The sequence below is a fragment of the Stenotrophomonas sp. GZD-301 genome, from assembly GCF_049310345.1.
Taxonomy (GTDB): domain Bacteria; phylum Pseudomonadota; class Gammaproteobacteria; order Xanthomonadales; family Xanthomonadaceae; genus Stenotrophomonas.
This window is the reverse complement of the sequence record NZ_JBMOWY010000040.1, coordinates 1-19,763: the sequence shown is the minus strand read 5'-3', so window position 1 is coordinate 19,763 and position 19,763 is coordinate 1. Positions and strand designations below refer to the sequence as shown.

Below are 19,763 nucleotides of genomic sequence, written 5' to 3'. Positions count from 1 at the left end.
CGACGAGGGAGGCTGAGCCTCCCCGCCGGCGACGGCATCAGGCGATCATGGTGGTGTCGTCGCGGTTCAACCAGACGTCCACCGGATCCATCATCGCGAATGTCGGCGATTCGCTGCCGTCCAGCGCGGCCAGCTGCACCGGGTCGTCGATGGAGTTGAGGTAGGCCACCTCGTAGCCGCGCGGGAATTCCTTGAGCAGCGCGACGCGCTTCTCGATGTACTTCTGCAGATAGGAGTTGCCCAGGTCCTTGGGCTTGTCGCGCGACAGCACGTTCATCTGCTTGAACACCGCCGGCAGATCGTTGTTCAACGACCAGCCGTAATCCAGGAACCGCACCACGTCGCCCTCGGCCTTGCCCGAGTCGGCGCGTCGGCGGCCGTCGATGGTCATGTGCTGCATCACGTTTTCCCATTCCGGCCGTGTGGTGATCGGCAGCATCACGTTGAGGATCGCCTGCTTGTGTGCCGGCAGCGCATGCACCTGCACGTCGGTCCAACCCACATCCATCGTCGGTACGTTGCGGCTGTGCGTTTCGACGTAGTGGCGGGTAATGGCGTACAGCAGCATGCCCCGGGTTTCCGGCGTCGCGTAGACCAGCCACTCCGGCTTCTGATTGATGCTGTCCACCAGCTTGGAGCGGGCCTCGGCGCGCTCAAGGCGTGCCTGCAGCGAATCGAACATGGCATTGACCGTCGCGAACGACTCGGTCAGGTACTTGCCGACCCTGCTGTCCTCCGCAATGACCATGAACAGGATCTGCGACAGCGCCTGGAACGCATCCTGGGCGATGTAGGTGAGTGCCTTGAAGCCGGCATGGGCCAGCTGGTAATACACCCACTTCACGAATTCGACCATGCCGCCGGCATCGACCGCGAAGTCCACCGCGCCCTTCGCACCGAGCCCCCAGCACAGACGGGCGGCGGCCTTGATGCGGAACTTGCCCTTGGCGTAATAGATCACCAGCTGCGCCTTGGCACCCGCACCGGCACTGCCGGCGATGTCCACTGACAGCTTGGCGAAGCTGACCGGCTCACGGCGGTCCGGCGGCAGCCAGCGCAGGTCGCCGGAGGGAATGATGCCGCCCTCGACGCCGGCAAAGACCTCGGCATTGATCTCCACGCCGGCCTTGCTGCCCTTCGGCGCCCCTTCGTTCTGCCCCATCGGCACCACGCGCGCCGGGTCCAGGTTGGCGCGCGGCAGGCCGTGGGCGGTGTCGAAATTCTCCGACATCGAATCGCCACGGTCGCGCGGTGTGGGCGTCGCGGTCGGCTTGCCACCGACGTAGGTCAGTTCGGCCGAGCCGACCACCGATGCCTTGGCACCGAGGAAGCCATACAGCTCGCAGGCGACCACGAACACGATCGCGCCCAGGTCGATGTTCTGGAACTGCATCTGCCAGCCCTTGGCCGACGGCACCGAGTAGGTATGCACCCACTTGGCTTCCAGCAGCACCAGCTTGGCCGACGCGCTGCCTTGGGCCTTGACGCTCGCGGTCTTCTTCTTCGGGTCCCAGTTCGCTTCGGCGCTGGCGCCGGCGCCTGCGACGAAGCGCAGCCACTGTGCCGAGCTCTGCACCTCGTAGCTCTCGCTCTTCTTGACGGTCTCGGCGAACTCGTTGCCGGCCACCTCGATGAAGTCGAACACGTACGGATCGGTCTTGACCTCTTTGCTCACCTTGGCCGCCGTGGTGATCTTCTTCAGCGACTCCATGAACTTGGCGCGGTCGAAGTCCTCCTTGCTGTACGGGTCATGCTTGGCCTTGTTGGACGCGGTGGTGTTGCCGGCCTTGACCTTGCCCGCCACCCCCATGTCCACCTTGATCGGGATGCCCTTGACGCGTCGCCGCTTGAGATCCTCGTACTTGGCCTTGGGAATGTAGCGCCGGCGCATGCCCATGCGGTCCTTGACCCCGCCATTGCCCGTCGTGCGCCCCTTGTCGTAGGTTTCGAAGGTCACCAGTTCCTGCAGTTCGGTGAGCTTGTCGAACTTGTCGTTCAACATTTTCGCCACGTCGTCCTCGGCAATGCCCAGCGCCTTCTCGGCCGCCTTGACCTCCTCCGGACTACGCCCCTGCAGCGCCAGGGTGAGCTTGTCGCGGGCGCGGTGCAGCCCGGCCATCGTGTTCTCGATGGTGCCGCTCAGCGCTTCGAACTCTTCCCACTCCTTGGGCCCCAGCAGCAGCATCTCCTCGGCCTGCGGGTTGAGCACCGCCGGCGCACTGACCTTGCCCTGGATGTTCGCGGTGCGCCCGTCCTTGGGTTCGGTGGAGGCGATCTGGCTCTTCAGCCCGAGCACGTACTTGGTCACCTGCTGCCCCTTGATCAAGGGCGTGAGCAGCTCGGTGTTGCGGCCGGACTTGCTGCCCGGCAGGGTGAACTTGAACTTCAGCGGCTGGTTGCAGGTGATCCGCGGGGTCATGCCGTCCTTGCCGGTGCTGCCCTTGACCGGCTTGCGCGCGGCATCCAGGCCGGCCACTTCATCGCCGTCCTTGTTGCGCATCACCGCCTCGTACGGCGCACTGGCGATCGGCGTGTTGTTGGCCTGCATCTGGAACAGCACGCGCAGATAGGGCTGCAGCGACAGCTCGCAGACCACCGGCGCCATCGTGATCGCGTTGGTGCCGATGCTCAGTTCGTTCCTGCCGCCATGCACCGGCTTGCTGACCGGCTTCAGGTCGGGCTCGGCCCACTGCTGCAGGTCGTAGTCCCACACCTGCAGGGTGAAGCGCAGCAGCGTCGGCGCCTTCATCGGAATGACCGGCGCGATCGGCCTGACGCTGGTCAGCGGAAAGTAACCCTGCTTCTGGCTGTCCACGTTGATGGTGTAGCCGTTGGCGTCGGTTGCGCCCGTCGCGACCTGTTCGCGCCCCGGCAGCTGGAGGATCCGATAGCGCACCTTGGCGGCGGGATGCACGCCACGGTTGCCGTCTTCGTAGGTCAGCCTGAAATTTCCATTCGCCATATCATTCTTCCTGGAGGTGTCCGGCGGGGGCCTTCATGGCCACTCAACCTTCTTCGGGAGCGAGGTAGTAGCCTTCGTGCTGCTGCTCGTCCTCGCCAACGATCAGATGGATGGTTTCCGGACCCGCGGTCATCACCTGCTCGGTCTCGCCCTGGGCATTGGTGGTGCCCTCCTTGATCGTGCCATCGGGCATCAGCAGGGTGTACGGCGCATTGGCCATCATCTTGCCGGTGTAGTCGCGCAGCACGTACTTGAGCTTGAAGGCTTCGGCCGTGTTGACCAGCACGACAGAGCCCGGGACCGATGCCGGGCCGGTCCACTCGCGCTGGCTGGCCTTGAACTCCACCTTGCCCGGCGCGCCCAGTTCGATGTTGTCGCCCTCGATGCGCAGGTACGCACCGGCCGCAGTGGCCAGCACATGCTTGGCCGGTGCCGACACCAGCACGTCTGCTTCGGTGCTGGCGATCTTGACCGCGGTCTTGGCTGCCAGCTGCGCCACGTTCTTGTGCGCGCGGGCGCTGACCTTGCCCTGCGCGGCGTGCAGCGCGATGCCGCGTTCGGTGTTGGGGCTGTCGGCCTTGGCCTCATTGCCGGCGGTGTACAGCACCAGCCCGCCGGACACCGCCAGCGTGATCGAGCCCTGGCTCAGCCAGTTCAGTGCCACCCCGCTGGCCAGCGTGGTCTGCGTGCCGCTGACCCAGACCTGGTCGGCCGGCGTCAGGCTCATCACCCCGGCCACGCCGCTGCCCATCAGCGTCGGCGCGTCCCAGCCCGGCGCTTCGCCGTCGCCGCCCTGGATGCTGCCGGCCGGGCCACCGCTCTGGATGCCGCCCAGTTTCTCCTGCAGCTGCAGCAGCGCCTGGTGCGCCGGCAGCTCGCTCGGTTCCTGCGGCAGCATCGCCTGCTGGTTGTGGGCCGATTCGTTGAGCGTGGCCACCAGCTCGGTGCTTTCCTGCAGCTGCGCCATCGCCTGGTTGGCCGCCAGCTGCGGCTCGCCGCCTTCGGTGCTGAGCAGCAGGCCCTTGCCCGCGCGCAGCGCACCGAACGCCTGGCTGGACAGCTCCGCGCCGAAGCCACGCTCGGCCTCGCGCACGTTGTCCTCACCGCCCTTGAGATGCCCCAGGGTCAGCGTGGTCGCATGCTGGGTGGTGGACAGCTGTGCGCGGCCCTGCCCGGGCGTGTCGTCCAGGCGCAGCTGCTGGTAGCCGCCCGCGCCGCCCTGGCTGTCGGCCAATGCCTGGCTCTTGAAGCCGGTGAACACCGCGCCGTGGTCGTTGCCCTCGAACCAGGCCGCGGCATTGCCGGTGGCCTGCGCGCCGCCGCTGGCGACCTGGTTGTGCGACGCCTCGTTCTGGCCGCGGCCGTTGTAGACCGCACCGACCACCACCGGGCGGTCGATGTCGCCCTCCAGGAACGCCACCAGCACCTCCTGGCCGCGCCGGGGCAGTACCACCCCGCCCCAGTTGTCACCGGCCCACGGGGTCATCACCCGCACCCAGGTCCAGGCGCCGCCGTTGGCCGGCGCGTTGTCGTCGCCGCCCGGGTGCGCCTGGCCGGTGCTGGACGCACCGCCGCGCTGCCACGGGAACTGCACCTTGATGCGGTGGTCGCGGTCGGACTGCAGCGGCTCACCGTCGCTGACCACGATCGCGCTGAGCGTGCCGGTGATCGACGGGCGCGGGTGCAGGCGCACGCCGTGGCCGTCTTCGGTCTGCGGGCGGTACACCACGTCAGCGGGAATCACCACGAAACGGTTGTCGTAGAAGGTCGAGGTCACCGCCTGCGCGGGTGCGGCGGCGGCCAGACCGGCCAACGCGACCGGCAGCGCCAGCGGCGCCTGCGCGACCGGGCCGAGCTGCTGCTCGAGCGCATCGAGGATGTCCGCCTCGAGGTTGTTGCGGGCCTGATGCTGCACCGACAGGCACAGGAAGGCGGTACCGCCGTCCACGCCGGGATGCTGGCCCAGCTGGAACTGCGCGCCGGGCACCAGCTGGCGCCAGCTGCCCTGCCCTTCGATGGTGTGCGCGCGCACGCGCAGCGCATCCAGATGCTGCTGCGCGCGGCGCTGGCCGCGGGCGTTGTCCTGCCAGCCGTACGGGCCGCTGGTGTCGATGTCCTCGCCGGCCGCGCCGTGCGCGGTATCGGCCTCGGCGCTGGCCTGGCGCAGTTCGAGCGTGCGGTAGTCCCAGCTCGCGCGCGCAACCTTGGTCGTGCACCAGCGACGCGCGGTGGACCATTGCTGCACGCTGTCGGTGCGCTCGGTGACATCGCTGCGATGGAAGCGGATGGACCCGAGATCGCGGGCGCCCTGATGGTTGTCAGCCAGTACCAGCGTATGCGCGCCCAGCCGTGCATTGCCGGGGTCGCCGGCATGCTCGAACCAGTAGTAGATGCCTTCCTCGGCCAGCAGCCGTTGCAGGAAGGCCAGATCCGATTCCTGGTACTGCGTGGTCAGGCTGCGCCGGGCGTACTGGCTGCGGTCGGTCAGCGACCAGCGCCAGGCCGGCACCAGGCCGGCATAGTCGGCGAAGACGTCCTCGACGATCTCCACCACGCTGCGGTCATGGAACACATAGCTGTCCACGCGCTGGGCCAGGAAGGCCAGCCACGGCTGCAGGCGCAGCCGATAGCGCGCCAGACCGCCGTTGCTGCCGAGCCGCTCCACCGCGGTGACATGCCCGTGGAAATCGCGCGTGGCGCCCGTGGCCTGCATCTGCAGCAGCACGGGCTGCCCCAGCAGGTCGTCGGGCGCGAGCCGGGCGTCGACCGACAGTGCGGTGACGTCCAGCACGAAACCGGTGCCGTCGATCTGCTCGACGCCACTCAGCGCTTCGGCCACCAGTACATCGCTCCCCAACGATGTCTGCAGTTGCAGCAGGCGCTGCGTCTGCGCCGGTGCCGCGAGCGCGGCGATTATCTTGGTTACCGAATCCATGGTGCTCCCCGCATTCAATTGTCCAGCGACATCTATCGTCTGGTTTGATTTTGATCGACAGCATAGAACACGACTCTCCACGCGATCTTCACCCGTCAATCCTTGCAGGCGTTCTCACGTGGATCGCTATTAAATTGTGATTCAAATCACAATTTACTCCGCATTCCCGATAAATGACGCCGCCGCAGTCCACCTGCGGCGGGCGCCTTATCGTCTATCGGTCACGCCGACTGGGTAATGCGCTCAAGCTGCAGCTTGCTGCCTTCATTCAGCTGCAGGCGGTAGTCGCGGCCACCGGCGCTGACCGCCACTTCACGCGCGTTGCTGACCAGCTGATTGGCCTTGCCCTGGGCAGGGGCCTGCATGTAGATCCGCCAGCTGCCCCGGCTGATCTGCGCGGCCAGGTTGCGCGCATCCTGGCGGGCGTCGGCGGCTGCACCGTGCAGCAGCTCGACGATATGTTCCGGGCGCAGCCGGTTCCAGGCGCGGACATTATCGGTGTCGCGGGCCAGGCCCAGGTTCAGGCTGTCGCAGTTGGCAACGGCCTTGGCGCGGTTGAATCCGTAGAAATCCATGTTCGTGTCTCCTATCAAGTCAAATCAGGACAACTTGTATTTGAAGGCGCCGTTCTTCCCTGCGGTCACCTTGATGGCGTTGATCCGGTTGCCTTCGGCCATCGCCGCCAGGACGCTTTCCGCGATCTCTGGCAACAGCGTACCGTTGAGGATGTGATCAACGTTGCGTGCACCGGAATCCACTTCGGTGCAACGCGACAGCACGGCCTCGACCAGGCTGTCGTCCCACAAGAACGTGGCCTTGTGGTTGCCCGCCACACGGTCGCGGATGCGACCGAGCTTGAGCGAGATGATCTGGGCCAGCACGTCGTCGTTGATCGGAAAGTACGGCACGACTTTCATGCGGCCCAGGAAGGCGGGCTTGAAACTCTTCATCAGCACCGGGCGCAGGGCGTCGCCCAGTGCGTCGGCGGTGGGGATCTCCTCGGCGGGCTTGTTCAGGCACGCCTGCATGATCTGCGAGGAACCGATGTTGGAGGTGAGGATGATCAGCGTGTTGCGGAAATCGATCTCGCGCCCTTCCGCGTCATCCATCTGGCCCTTGTCGAAGACCTGGAAGAACATCTCCAGCACGTCAGGATGGGCCTTCTCCACTTCGTCCAGCAGCACCACGCTGTACGGATTGCGGCGCACCGCCTCGGTCAGCACGCCACCCTCGCCGTAGCCCACGTACCCGGGCGGCGAGCCTTTCAGGCCGGAAACGCTGTGCGCCTCCTGGTACTCGCTCATGTTGATGGTGATCAGCTTGCGCTCGCCGCCATACAGGATGTCGGCCAGCGCCAGCGCGGTCTCGGTCTTGCCCACACCGGACGGGCCGATGAACATGAACACGCCGCGCGGCTTGTTCGGGTCTTCCAGCTTGGCGGTCGCGGTCCGCACGCGCTGGGCGATCGCTTCCAGTGCATGGTCCTGGCCGATCACGCGTTCGACCAGCAGCCCGCCGAGGTTGCGCACGGTGCGGATCTCGTCCTTCACCATCCGCCCGAGCGGCACGCCGGTCCAGGCCGAGACGATCTCGGCCACCACGGTGCCATCCACCTGCAGGGGCACCATCGGGGTCTCACCCTGCAGCGCACGCAGCTCGCCGAGCAGGCGGTCCAGCTCGGTCTGCTGCGGGGATGCGCTCACGGGCGCCTTCTTGCCCCGCGCCGGCTTGTCGGCAGCAACAGGCGCCTCGGTCGCCGCCTCTGGGCCGGCCGCCTCCATCTGCGTGCGCAGGCCGCGGATCTGGTCGGCCAGGGCCCGCTCGCTGGTCAGGCGCGCTTCGTTGGTGGCCAGCACCGCCTGCGCATCGGCCTGCTGCTGGCGCAGCTCGCCGAGGCGCTCGGCATGGTGGTTGGCGCCACCGGCGGTTTCCCGCTCCAGCGCCGACAGCTCGGCCGCCAGGCGGTCCAGATGCTTGCGCGTGTCTTCAATGATCGCCGGGGTGGCACTCTGGCCCAGCGCCACCTTGGCGCAGGCCGTGTCGAGCACACTGACCGCCTTGTCCGGCAGCTGGCGGCCACTGATGTAGCGATGCGACAGGCGCACCGCCTCGGTGACCGCCTCATCCATCACACGGATGTTGAAGTGCGCCTCCATCAGCCCGACCATGCCGCGCAGCATCGCCGCTGCGAGCGCCTCGGTGGGTTCCTCGACCTTGACCACCTGGAAGCGACGGGCCAGCGCCGCGTCCTTTTCGAAGTACTTTTTGTACTCACTCCAGGTGGTGGCCGCGATGGTACGCAGCTCGCCTCGCGCCAAGGCCGGCTTGAGCAGGTTGGCGGCATCGTTCTGTCCGGCGGTCCCGCCGGCACCGATCATGGTGTGCGCCTCATCGATGAACAGGATGATCGGGTGCGGACTCTTCTTGACCTCGTCGATCACGTTCTTCAGGCGGTTCTCGAACTCGCCCTTGACGCTCGCGCCTGCCTGAAGCAGGCCCATGTCCAGCGTGTGCAGTTCCACGCCCAGCAGCACGTCGGGCACGTCCTTCTCGGCGATCCGACGGGCCAGCCCCTCGACCACGGCGGTCTTGCCCACGCCGGCCTCACCGGTGAGGATCGGATTGTTCTGGCGGCGACGCATCAGGATGTCGATCACCTGGCGGATCTCGCCATCCCGGCCGATCACCGGATCGATGCGGCCTTCGCGCGCGCGCTCGGTGAGATTGGTGGTGAACTGGTCCAGCGCCGGAGTCTTGGACAACCCACCCTTCTGCCCATCCACTGCCGCTGCGGTATCACCGCCGAGGTCGCCCTCGCCTGCCCCGGCATCGGCGTTGCGCACGGTCTGGCCGGCTTCCTGCGAGCCCTCGGTGAGCTTGGCGAAGTCGTGCTTGAGCGCATCCACCTTGAAGCGCACGAACAGCTTGGACCCACGATACGCCAGCTGCGACAGCTCCGGCTCGGTCATCAGCGCCAGCAGCAGGTGACCGCTGCGGATGCGGCTGGTTTCCGAGTCCAGCGAGGCGATCAGCCACGCGTGCTCGAACAGCTTGGGAATGTGCTGGGAAAACACCGGCGTGCGGCTGTTGCCGGTCTTGAACTGGCTGATTTCATCGGACAGGTCGCGCTCCAGCGCTTCGGGGGCGATTCCGCTGCGGCGCGCAATCAACACGAAATCGCTCTGCGGCTGCTCCAGCAAGGCCAGGAACAGATGTTCCAGATCAACCTCGTAGTTGCCACGCGACATGCACAGGTTGGCAGCACGCTCGGCGGCCAGACGGCAGGTGTCGTCCAGCTTGCTGATCAGGGTCTTGAGATTGATGCTCATGCGGGGAAACGCGCTCCTTGCTGGTTCATTGCAGTGTATGGATGCCGTACGTGGTGTCCGAACGCGGGCCCTCGGCCGCCCGCGAGCACATGTAGCTGTCCCAGCCCAGGCGCGCGCCATTGCCGGCGCCCAGCCCCGAACCGCGGACGTCCTGCTGGCGCAGCACCAGCCGCACCTCGTATTCCAGCGTGCCGCCGGTGAGCAGCGACAGCCACTTGGCCAGCGCCTGTTCGGCGCTGCCGCCGGGCAGGAAGTCGTCGAACTGCTCGCGGCGCAGCGGGCCGATGCTCAACCGCATGCGCAGATCACGCTGCCACACGCGGTCGCCGGCCAGCGCGCTGGAGCCCAGCGATGCGTTGGCCTGGCCCAGCCGCGTGGCCTGCCCGGCCGGCACCCGGTACCACGCCCCGACGAACTGCTCCAGCGCCAACGGCACCTGGAAGTAGTCGGCCAGTACCCGCTGCATCAACGCTGCCGACACCGGGCGCTGGCGAATCGCGCCGGCGTAATAGGCGAACGCCTGGTCGAACACGTCGCCGTGACCATCCACCAGGCGATCGCGCAGCTCGTTCATGCCCATGCCGAACAGCGACATGATCAGCGGCAGGAAGCGCTCGCGACGGTCGATCTCGTACTGCAGTGCCAGCCGGTGCTTCTTCCACGCGGCGTAGTGCAGCGACACCGCGCGGGTGGAGAAGATGTCGAGGAACGCGCGGGCGGTCCGGTCCCGCTCGTACAGCTCGCGCAGCTGCAGGGTCTCGGTGTAATGCAGCGGCAACGCGCCGGCCGTGCCGAGCAGGCCCATGAACTGCGGGGTCAGGTGTACCTCGGCCAGCGTCTCGCCGATCAGCGCCTCCTCAATGGCGGCCGCATCCTCGAGTTTGTCGCCCTGCAGCGAATACGCCACGCCTTCGGAACTCAGCTCCGTGGCCGGGAAGCCAAGCGACAGGGAATTGCGGAACCGCACCCGCATGGGCACGGCCTGGCCGGACTTCACGCCCTGGCGCTGGAACACCTGCTCCAACAACCGCACCGCCTGGAAGAACTGGAAGCGATGCGGCTCGGCGAGCAGCTGCTGCGCTACGCCAGGATCGATTCGCCGCTTCGCGCCGGACATCGGACGATCTCCTCCCCCGACTCGCTGGAGACCAGCACCAGCCGGGTGAAACTGTTGGCATGCACGTACAGTGCAAAGAAGTGATCCATCACCTGGGCGAACGCGGCAATGCCGGCACCCACGAAGTGGTTCTCGTTGACGGTCAGTCGGATCTCCAGGCCCCGCACCACCGAGGCGAACTGTTTACCGGACATCCAGCTGGTTACCGGATGCTGCTCGAGCGCCACCAGCCCATCGATCTGGCGCGCGGACACGCTGCTGCCGGACAGGTCGTACAGGCGCAGCATTTCCTTCAGCGCGGTCAGGCCGCTGCCGGTCAGCGACAGCTGGTTGAGCGACAGGTGCGAAATCAGCCGCCACTGCGCGTTCTTGCCCTGGCGGAAGCGCATCGGCCGGGTCGGCTTGCGCAGCAGGCCGATCGCACGCGCGGGCGTACCCCCTTCCAGACTGAGGTCGCCGCCGGCCACGCCATGCGCCAGCTGGCTGGGCAGGTCGCGGTTACTGCAGGTCAGCTCCAGGCTGACCGTGTCGGTCTGCGGCAGGGTCGGATTGAACCCCAGGTCGACGAAGCTGATCTCCGTCTCGAAGCCGGGGCTCTGCCGCGCGATGTCCTCATCGCGGCGTGCCACCCAGTACTGCCCCGTGCGATCGGGGTCTTCGCCGTGATGCAGCGAATAGAACGGCCGGAAGGCCTGGATCATCTCGCCCTGCGGGGTCTGACGGATCCGGTGCACCGAGTCGATCGAATGCACTTCATAGGCGAACGCGCGTCGTGCGTCCGGCAGCACGGCGTAATTGACGGTGCGATGGGTCACCCGGATCGGCTCGCCGGCCTGGGTGAACAGATTGACGATCGGCGTGCAGCCCAGGCGCACGTTGCTCGCGCTCAGCTCCTCCAGCACCAGCTGGTTGCCGCGCTCGGGCGCGCTGGCGTGCAGGATCAGGTGCAGGGTGAAGCTGCGGCTGGCACCGGCGGTGACCGGCTTGAGATCCAGGTCGACGAACCCGAACTTCTCCGGATAGGCGAACAGCTCGGTCAGCAGGCGATAGGCCGGGTGCGAACGGGCCGGGAAGTCGACCAGCGCCTCGTTGTCGGCAAAGCCGACCTGGCGCAGCGGCACGCTCTCCAGCCTGCGCCAGCGGCCGCTGCCGTCGGCCTCGACATAGGCCACCTTCACACCCAGTGCCAGCGCATCGCGCAGCGCGGCGCGCAGCGACGGCTCACCATCCAGGAACAGGCGCAGCGCATCGGTGCCCAGCCCATCGAAGCTGGCCTGGTCGGAGACCAGGCGGAAATTCAACGAAATCTGCGCGCCGCTGCCAGCCGGCAGGCTGGTGGCCATTGGCGCTTCCGCCACACCGCGATAGGTGGCCGACTGCACCACGACCGGTGCCAGCACCACGTCGTAGGCGGTGCGGAAGCGGCACGACACCCCGCGTACCGGGCGGCTCTGCAGGGCCGTGCCGCGCGGTACGGTGATCGGCGCGCTGAGCTTGGATGACACCCCGTCCATGTCGAAGTGCGCGATCGAGCACGACGGGAACGGCCGCAGGTAGTGCGGGTACAGCACATCCAGCAGCGCGTCGGTGAACTCGGGGTAGTCGTCCTCGATACGCTTGGAGACGCGCGCACTGAGCAGCGCGAACGCCTCGATCAGGCGCTCGACGTGCGGGTCCTGGCTGCCATCGGCATTGAGCTGCAGGCGCCCGGCAATCTTGGGATAGCGGTCGGCGAACTCGCGGCCATAGCGGCGCAGGTAGGCCAGTTCGCGTTCGTAATAAGGCAGCAGATCCTGCATGTCAGACCGTCGCCTGTTGGCGGCGCATACGGCTGACCTGGTACTGCAGGGTCGAGGGCTGCAACATCGCATCGAAACTCACCGGCTCCCGCGCCGGCTCGAGGTCGAGCAGCGCATGGATGGTGAAATGCAGGCCGCCGCCGAACTGGGAGCCCACTTCCAGGCTGACCCCCACGTTCTTCAGGCGACGCTCGTGGCGCGCCACGGCCTGCTCCAGGGAGCGGCAGATGGCGGCACGGTCATAGGCGTTGGCCAGGCTCATTGCCGAGAAATCGGCCAGCCCATAGGTCAACAGGGATTGCTTGCAGTTCGGAAACGCCGCCATGTCGTCTTCCTGGAAGGCGGCCCGGGAATTGAGCAGGCCCTCCAGATCGCGGGCGATCGATTCCTTGTACTGCTCCAGCGATACGGACTTGAACACATGCCCTCCCCCATTGGACTTGGGGGCATCGTCGAACAATTTCTCGAGCAAGCTGGGTTCGAGTCCCTTCATTCGTCATTCCGGTCTGTCTGCGTCCCTGCATCGTGCAGAGGGGCAACACGCGTTGCGGCCGATCCTGGCCGCGCCCGATGTACTGCCAGTGGCCTTTCAGACTGCGATGGCGCGCTAGGCGCCATCGCAGCGACACAACATCAAACGGCGTAGTTCGGAATGTTCTTGGTTGCACTCCACTGCGCCACGGCCTTGCCACCAACGCCGCCTTCCGGCTTCTGCTGCTGGTAGGTCCACTTGATCGCACCAAAGCTCAGCTGGATCACTTCCTGCGGCATACCATCGGAATCGACCGTGGTGGTGACGCGGTGAACCAGCACGTTCAGCAGCTCGACCAGGTAGTAATTGATCGCGTTGCCGTCCTTGTCGGCGCGCATGAATTCAATGCGGGCCTTCGGGAAGGTGGTGCCATTGGCAGCCGCCTGGTTCAGAGCAGTGGAGGCGAGGTCGATCGACTTGGTGACTTCGATCGGCGACAGGTTCACACGCGCGGCAGTGGTGCCACCCGAGGTCGACGCAGTGGCCGAGCGCGGCTGCAGGAGGTCCTGCGAGAAGGACTGGATCTCAATCCAATCCTTGTGTTTGTCGTCGTGGGACTCGCCCTTGATGGTGTCGATGGAAAGAAAAGCGTGCTGCATATCTGGTCTCCTAAGTTCCGGTCTTCCGTGAGATTGGGTGCCGGGATTGCTCCCGGCGGTTCAGGGGGTTTAGCCCTCTTAGAAAAACGTCACTGCAAATCGGGACATCCGCCCCTTGACGCTACAGCAACATCAAAGCGTTACGACTTCTTTGCAGTTGCCGGCAGTTCGGCAACCAGTCGCAACGAAACAGACAGCTCATCGAGCTGGAAATGTGGCCTGATGAACGCCACAGCGCGGTAGACACCGGGCTTGCCCGGCACTTCCGAAACGTTCACAGCGGCTTCGCGCAGCGGATACTGGGCCTTGGCTTCCTGGGAGGCGTTGTCGTCCAGCAGCACGTACTGCGAGATCCAACGGTTCAGGAATTCCTCGACGTTGCCCGCCGATGCGAAGCTGCCAATCTTCTCGCGCATCATCGCCTTGAGGTAATGGGCGATACGCGAGACCGCGAAGATGTACTGCAGCTGGGCAGACAGGATCGCATTGGCATTGGCCGAATCGGTGTTGTACTTCTTCGGCTTCTGTGCCGACTGGGCGCCGAAGAACGCGGCGTAGTCGGTATTCTTGCAGTGCACCAGCGGCATGAAGCCGAGGTCACTGAGTTCTTTTTCACGACGGTCGGTGATCGCCACTTCGGTCGGGCACTTCAGCGCGACTTCGCCGTCATCGGTGCGGAAGGTGTGGGTCGGCAGGTCTTCGACCAGGCCGCCGCCTTCCACGCCGCGGATCGCCGCGCACCAGCCGAAGTCCTCGAACGCATGGGTCAGGCGCGCGGCCATCGCGTAGGCGGTGTTGCACCACAGGAACTTGCTGTGGTCGCTGGCATCAACGTCTTCGACGAAGTTGAACCCTTCCACCGTGGTCCCGTCTTTCGGGTTGTACGGCAGGCGGCCCAGGAAGCGCGGCATGGTCAGGCCCACGTAGCGGCTGTCCTCGCTCTCGCGGAAGGACTTCCACTTGGCGTATTCGACGGTATCGAACACCTTGGCCAGATCGCGCGGCTTGCCCAGGTCGGTGAAGGTCTCCAGGCCGAACATGCTCTCCGACGCCGCCGAAATGAACGGGGCGTGCGCGGCGGCAGCCACGTGCGACATCTGCTCGACGAAGTACATGTCTTCCGGCTGGCGGCCGACGAAGTAGTCGCCCACCAGGGCGCCGAAGGGCGCGCCACCGAAGGTGCCGAACTCTTCTTCGTAGACCTTCTTGAACAGCGCGCTCTGGTCGAAATCGATCGCCGACTTGAAGTCCTTGACCAGATCCTTCTTCGGCGCGTTGAAGACCTTGATCTTCATGTTCGGGCCGGTGGAGGTCTGCTGGCAGAGGTAATGCAGGCCGCGCCAGGTGCTTTCCAGCTGCTGGAACTGCGGCGCATGCATGACCGCGCTGAGCTGCTCGGAAATGATCCGGTCAATCTCGGCGATGCGCGCATCGAGGGTCAGGTTGAGGTTGTCCGACACCACCACAGTGCCTTCCAGCACCTCCTTGGCAAGCTCGGAGATGATGTCCTTGGCACGCTGGTGTTCGGTTTCGGACTTGGCGACCTTGCTCTTCTCGACGATCTGGTCGAGCAGGCCGATCTCCTCGACCGCGGCGGACGCCTGTTCGGCAACACCGGTAGCTTCTGCTGCCATGGCTTACTCCTCCTTCCCCGTGCCAAGCTTCTTGAGCTGCTCGGTGTTGTTCAGGACATCGGTCAACAGATCCTCGAGCTTCTCGTTGCCGGCCAGCTTGTTGCGCAGGTCGGCGAGCTTGGTGCGCGATTCGAGCAGCTTGCGCAGCGGCTCGATCTGGTCGACCACGGACTCGGGGCGGAAATCGTCGATGGAATTGAACTTCAGTTCCACGCCGAACTCGCCGCCGCTGTCGCTGATCTTGTTGGGCACGCGGTACACCGCACGCGGTGCCACGCCTTCCATCACTTCATCGAAGTTGTCCAGGTCCACATTGACGAACTTGCGGTCCTTGACCTTCGGCAACGGCTGCTCCGGATTGCCGCTCAGATCGCCGAGCACGCCCACCACGAACGGCAGCTCCTTCTGCTCGATCGCGTCGCCCTTCTCGACATCATAGGTAAGCTGCACGCGCGGGGGGCGGATCTTCTGCAACCGCTTTTGAATGCTGTCCTTCTTGGCCATCGGTGTCTCCTGACTGGGGGCCGTACGAAATGCGGATCAGTTGCCGCCGACGTTCTGGAACGGGTCCGCACCGGCACCGGACGAGGCCGGACGCGCGGGCTGCGCGGCGGGTGCCGCGGGCGTGGTCGTACGACGGGCAGCCGGTGCGGTGCGACGACCGGCACGGGTGGCCTTCGGCTTTGCCGGCGGTTCCAGGATGGCTTCACCCATCGTGGTGCGCAGCGTGGTGGCCAGCGTCTGGGCTTCCTTGCGGGCCGTGTCCGAGGCCAGTGCGCCGCGGCCCTGCAGGCGCTTGAGCGACTGGTTGGCGATGCGGAAACCGGCAACGGTCAGCACGCCATCGGCGACAAGGTCGTCCGGGTCGCGCTGCAGCACTTCTTCGGCGGCCACGATGGCACGCGCGTAATTGCCCTGGTCGAACTGCAGCTGCGCGATGCGCACCCACGGTTCCTTGCGGGTCGGATCGGCGCGAGAGGCAGCTTCAAAACTCGTGATTGCCGCTTCGGCACCTGCCGTCGTGACCTGCGCTTCGGCTGTCGTCATCGACGTGTCGAAGGGCGGCACCACCGCCTTCTTCGGCGTCGATGCGCATGCAGCCAAACCCGACAGCAGTACCAATGCCAGCATCGGCCGATAGACGGCCTTCCCCTTTTCCTTCACTTTCATGCCAATCCCTCGTAGAAACTCCTAAAGGTAAGACCGGTCCCCGCCGATACTACACACGGGATTCCGTCCCCTACCGCCGCAAGTGTACAACTGCAAATACGCAAGGGTATAGTGAAGCGCATAGATTGCTTCAATGCAACGCCGCAGATTTTCACATCCTCTTCCGCGTCCTGCTGTATGCGCAATGGACTCCCGCGCATGAATCACTCTCCCTGTCCTTTTTCGCCCGAGAATGCATGAAGCCTCTCATGAGCCGAAATTTTTGCTTAGGCCGTCACACTCTCTTATGTGTCGTCACGGCGATGTCATTGTCCTTGTCAGGGTGCGCCAGCGGCGGTCTCGGCAAGGCTATGGACAAGACATTACAAGCCGTTGGCATCAAGGAAGCGGCGCCGGATGCCCCGCCGACCATTCCCCTGCGGCTCTACGCCGGCACCAATCTCAATGCCGGCAATGACAAGCGCCCTACCGCCGCGGTGGTGAAGATCTACCACCTGCGCAGCGCCCAGCGCTTCGAACAGGCCCCGTTCAACGCCTTCCTCGACCAGAACGGCGAGCAGGCCGCGCTGGGCGCGGACCTGTTGTCGGTCAATGAAATCGTGCTGACGCCCGGCGCGCGCCAGGAGCTGAAGGAACAGTTGAGCGAAGGCGCGGGCGTACTGGGCGTGGTCGCCCTGTTCCGCGCGCCGGCCGACAACCGCTGGCGCCTGACATTCGACGGTAAACAGAAAGCGCTGCCTGCCGACGGTATTACCGTGGGAATCCATGCGTGCGCGTTGACGACTGACAGCCCGGCGTTGGTCACGCGGCTTTCCGGTGATCCGAGCAGTCTGGCATCCGTGCGCTGCGTCTCTCCTCGCTGAGGGGTGACTTCATTCTGACGTCAGAATTCCAGCATACGGTAGTATCCAAGCGTCGCCACGCATCGAAAATGTGAGGCGCAGCGCACTTTCACATTCCTGTATTGGGAATGTGTGTGGAAACCTAGCGTTCATCGGGCGCGGTTTGCCTGAAATTTCCAAGGATTGAAATGTGGCGTATGTAAGCAGGATGTCGAAGGTTCTTTGGGGTGAGGGTCTGTTTCTGCGGCCCCAGCATTTCCAGCGTCAGGACGCATATCACGAGGCACGGCTGCAGGATCTTTCGCTGACCCTGCACCCGTACGCGTGGGGCTGCCGTCGCGTGCGTTTCGATCCGCAGGCGCTCAGCGGCGGTACGCTGCGCCCGCTGGACATCTCGGCGGTGTTCCCCGATGGCGAGAGCTACGATGCCCCGGTGCACGATGCGCTGCCCGATGCGCTGTCGCTGAAGGACCTGCCGCCCGGCGTGCAGTCCACCGTGATCCACCTCGGGCTCCCGCTGCTGCGCGACGATGGCGACAACTGCGCCGATGCCGACGCCTCGCAGCTGGCGCGTTACCGCCAGGTCAACCGTGCCGCCAACGACCTGTTCACCGATGCAGTGGAGGCCGAACTCGGCTTCCTCGGCAAGGCGGTCAAGCTGCTCACCGACGAGCACCCGCGCGATTCCTACGCCACTGTCGCGCTGGCGCGCATCCGTCGCACGTCCACCGGCGGCTTCGAGCTGGATGAGGACTTCATCCCGCCGTGCGCCCATCTGGAAGCCTCGCCCACCCTGCACCGCGAGCTGCGCGGCATCCTGGATTCGCTGCAGGCCAAGGTTGACGCGCTGTACGGCCTGCACCGCGAGCCATCCAAGAACATCATCGAATTCCGCTCGGGCGACATCGCCTCGTTCTGGCTGCTGCACACGATCAATTCCTCGTTCAGTGCGCTGGCGCATCTGTACCACCATCCGCAGCTGCATCCCGAACGCCTGCACCAGGAGCTGCTGCGCATGGCCGGGGCGATGCTGACGTTCTCGAACGCCTACGCGCTCAACGACCTGCCGCGCTATCAGCACACCCAGCCGGAGGCGGGGTTCCGCCAGCTGTTCGACATCATCCGCAACCTGCTGGATACGGTGATCTCGGCGCGCTACTTCAAGATCGCGCTCAACGAGATCAAGCCGTCGTACCACCTCGGTCGCCTGGACTCGCAGCGCATCGACGACAACGCGTCGTTCTACCTGGCGGTATCGGCCGACATCCCCGCCCAGGAACTGGTGCAGATGGTGCCGGTGCGCTTCAAGGTGGGCGCGCCGGACGACGTGGAAAAGTGCGTCCTCTCGGCACTGCCCGGCGTGAAGCTGGCGCACGCCAACCAGGTGCCCGCCGCGATCCCGGTGCGTCCTGGCAGCCACTACTTCGAACTGGATTCGCGTGGCGCGCTGTATGAGCGGATGCTCAAGGCACAGTCGCTGATGATCTACGTGCCGGCCGGCGTTGCCGATCTCAAAATGGAACTTGTCGCGGTGACCTCATGATGAATTCGCCCCTGCCCCCTACCCCGGGCCCGATGCCGTCGCTCAGCTCGCACGGCGGCATGGCCGCGCCGTCGCCGCAGGCGGCCAACCCGCAGAGCCTGCAGGACCTGATGGCCGACGGCTTTTACCTGCTGTTGCTGCTCAAGCGCGGGCAGCTGCCGTCGGATGCGGAAGCGTTCGTGCAGACCGTGCAGAAGTTCCTCGATGGCGTGGAGCGCAACGCCAACCGCATGGGCATCGCCTCCGAAGATGTCTACGCTGCCAAGTACGCGTTCTGCGCGGCGGTGGATGAAGCGATTCTGTCCCAGCCCTCGGCGCTGCATGAGATCTGGGAACGCAACCCGCTGCAGCTGCGCCTGTTCGGCGAGCATCTGGCCGGCGAGCACTTCTTCGACCGGCTGGAAGAACTGCGCCGCCAGGGCGCACCGCGTCTGCCGTCGCTGGAGGTGTACCACTTCTGCCTGCTGATGGGCTTTGAAGGCAAGTACCGCCTGGAAGGCACCGAGAAGCTCGGCTACCTCACCGCGCGGCTGGGCGACGAGATCGTCTACCTGAAGGGCAAGCGCCACGGTTTCGCACCGCATGCGCTGCCGCCGGACCACATCCGTCACAGCCTGCGTCGCGTTGTCCCGCTGTGGCTGCCTGCCGCACTGGTGGCAGGTTTCGGCGTGATCGGCTTCTTCGGCCTGCGCTTCTATCTGGGTCACGAAACCCAGCAGCGCATGGCCGCCTACAACGACGTTGTCCAGATGCCACAGCGCACCGCGCACATCACGATCACCCTGCCCTGAGGCGGGTGATCAACCCTGCAGCATGACGCCGCACCGCCGGCGTCATGCGGATGTCGCGCCGGACCGCGCGCATCCCCGCCCCTGTCTCAGGAGCTTGTTGACGATATGGATATCATCCGATCTGCAGCGCTTGCCACCCTTGGCGCCCCCTCCCAGCAGGCCCGCCTGATCCAGCTGCTCGGCCCGGCCACCGGCCTGGTGGTGGAGCGCTTCGAGGGCCAGGAGGCGGTCTGCGGCAGCACCCGTTTCGAGATCGACTGCCTGTCCACCGATGCGTTCCTGGACATGGCGCCGTGGCTGGAGCAGCCGCTGACCCTGCAGCTGCGTCGCGCCGATGGCGGCATGCGCCAGTGGCACGGGCTGTGCACCGAGGTGGCCCAGCTCGGCAGCGACGGCGGCCTGGCCCGCTATCGGCTCACCCTGGAGCCGTGGACCGCACTTCTCGCCCTGCGCCGCAATGCGGTGATCTTCCAGGACCTGGACACCCGCGCGATCTGCGAGCAGATCTTC

15 protein-coding genes are annotated in these 19,763 nt (G+C 65.6%); 4 read left to right on the top strand and 11 right to left on the bottom strand.

Going from position 1 to position 19,763, the window contains the following annotated elements; translation table 11 throughout:
• Positions 1-37 precede the first annotated feature (37 nt).
• The 11 genes from ACO6VK_RS10450 to ACO6VK_RS10400 form a co-directional block, all read right to left on the bottom strand.
• A complete protein-coding gene (locus ACO6VK_RS10450) occupies positions 38-2,962 on the bottom strand; it encodes a DNA repair protein (RefSeq protein ID WP_422506852.1) in 2,925 nt (974 codons plus the stop codon).
• Positions 2,963-3,005: 43 nt separating this feature from the next.
• The gene (locus ACO6VK_RS10445) at positions 3,006-5,897 is read right to left on the bottom strand and encodes a type VI secretion system Vgr family protein (RefSeq protein WP_422506850.1); all 2,892 of its coding nucleotides are present in this window, start codon (positions 5,895-5,897) and stop codon (positions 3,006-3,008) included.
• 221 nt (positions 5,898-6,118) lie between these two features.
• Positions 6,119-6,472 carry a hypothetical protein gene (locus ACO6VK_RS10440; RefSeq protein ID WP_422506848.1) on the bottom strand — a complete coding sequence of 118 codons (354 nt, stop codon included), beginning with the start codon at positions 6,470-6,472 and terminating at the stop codon, positions 6,119-6,121.
• 24 nt (positions 6,473-6,496) lie between these two features.
• Positions 6,497-9,226 (bottom strand): type VI secretion system ATPase TssH, encoded by a 2,730-nt coding sequence (gene tssH, locus ACO6VK_RS10435; RefSeq protein ID WP_422506846.1) that lies wholly within the window; start codon positions 9,224-9,226, stop codon positions 6,497-6,499.
• Positions 9,227-9,251: 25 nt separating this feature from the next.
• Entirely contained in the window at positions 9,252-10,343 is a 1,092-nt protein-coding gene (gene tssG / locus ACO6VK_RS10430) for a type VI secretion system baseplate subunit TssG (RefSeq protein ID WP_422506844.1), read from the bottom strand.
• Positions 10,307-12,142, bottom strand: a complete 1,836-nt coding sequence (gene tssF, locus ACO6VK_RS10425; RefSeq protein WP_422506842.1) for a type VI secretion system baseplate subunit TssF — start codon at positions 12,140-12,142, stop codon at positions 10,307-10,309. The genes tssG and tssF overlap by 37 nt, the downstream gene beginning before the upstream one ends.
• A 1-nt stretch (position 12,143) precedes the next feature.
• Positions 12,144-12,635 (bottom strand): type VI secretion system baseplate subunit TssE, encoded by a 492-nt coding sequence (tssE, locus tag ACO6VK_RS10420; RefSeq protein WP_017356838.1) that lies wholly within the window; start codon positions 12,633-12,635, stop codon positions 12,144-12,146.
• A gap of 140 nt (positions 12,636-12,775) precedes the next feature.
• Positions 12,776-13,273: an Hcp family type VI secretion system effector gene (locus ACO6VK_RS10415; RefSeq protein WP_017356837.1), complete on the bottom strand. Its 498-nt coding sequence runs from the start codon at positions 13,271-13,273 to the stop codon at positions 12,776-12,778.
• Between the two features lie 140 nt (positions 13,274-13,413).
• On the bottom strand, positions 13,414-14,907 hold the full coding sequence (gene tssC, locus ACO6VK_RS10410; RefSeq protein WP_422506839.1) for a type VI secretion system contractile sheath large subunit: 1,494 nt from the start codon (positions 14,905-14,907) through the stop codon (positions 13,414-13,416).
• A 3-nt stretch (positions 14,908-14,910) separates the two neighbouring features.
• Positions 14,911-15,411 (bottom strand): type VI secretion system contractile sheath small subunit, encoded by a 501-nt coding sequence (gene tssB, locus ACO6VK_RS10405; RefSeq protein ID WP_017356835.1) that lies wholly within the window; start codon positions 15,409-15,411, stop codon positions 14,911-14,913.
• 36 nt (positions 15,412-15,447) lie between these two features.
• On the bottom strand, positions 15,448-16,077 hold the full coding sequence (locus tag ACO6VK_RS10400; RefSeq protein ID WP_017356834.1) for a tetratricopeptide repeat protein: 630 nt from the start codon (positions 16,075-16,077) through the stop codon (positions 15,448-15,450).
• Between the two features lie 248 nt (positions 16,078-16,325).
• Here ACO6VK_RS10400 and tssJ point away from each other — a divergent pair, with 248 nt between their 5' ends.
• The 4 genes from tssJ to ACO6VK_RS10380 form a co-directional block, all read left to right on the top strand.
• Positions 16,326-16,940 carry a type VI secretion system lipoprotein TssJ gene (gene tssJ, locus ACO6VK_RS10395; protein ID WP_422506836.1) on the top strand — a complete coding sequence of 205 codons (615 nt, stop codon included), beginning with the start codon at positions 16,326-16,328 and terminating at the stop codon, positions 16,938-16,940.
• Positions 16,941-17,127: 187 nt separating this feature from the next.
• Positions 17,128-18,462 carry a type VI secretion system baseplate subunit TssK gene (tssK, locus tag ACO6VK_RS10390; protein ID WP_422506834.1) on the top strand — a complete coding sequence of 445 codons (1,335 nt, stop codon included), beginning with the start codon at positions 17,128-17,130 and terminating at the stop codon, positions 18,460-18,462.
• Positions 18,462-19,253, top strand: a complete 792-nt coding sequence (gene icmH / locus ACO6VK_RS10385) for a type IVB secretion system protein IcmH/DotU (RefSeq protein WP_037591511.1) — start codon at positions 18,462-18,464, stop codon at positions 19,251-19,253. The genes tssK and icmH overlap by 1 nt, the downstream gene beginning before the upstream one ends.
• 105 nt (positions 19,254-19,358) lie before the next feature.
• A partial coding sequence (locus tag ACO6VK_RS10380) for a contractile injection system protein, VgrG/Pvc8 family (RefSeq protein WP_422506832.1) occupies positions 19,359-19,763 on the top strand: 405 nt, incomplete at its 3' end.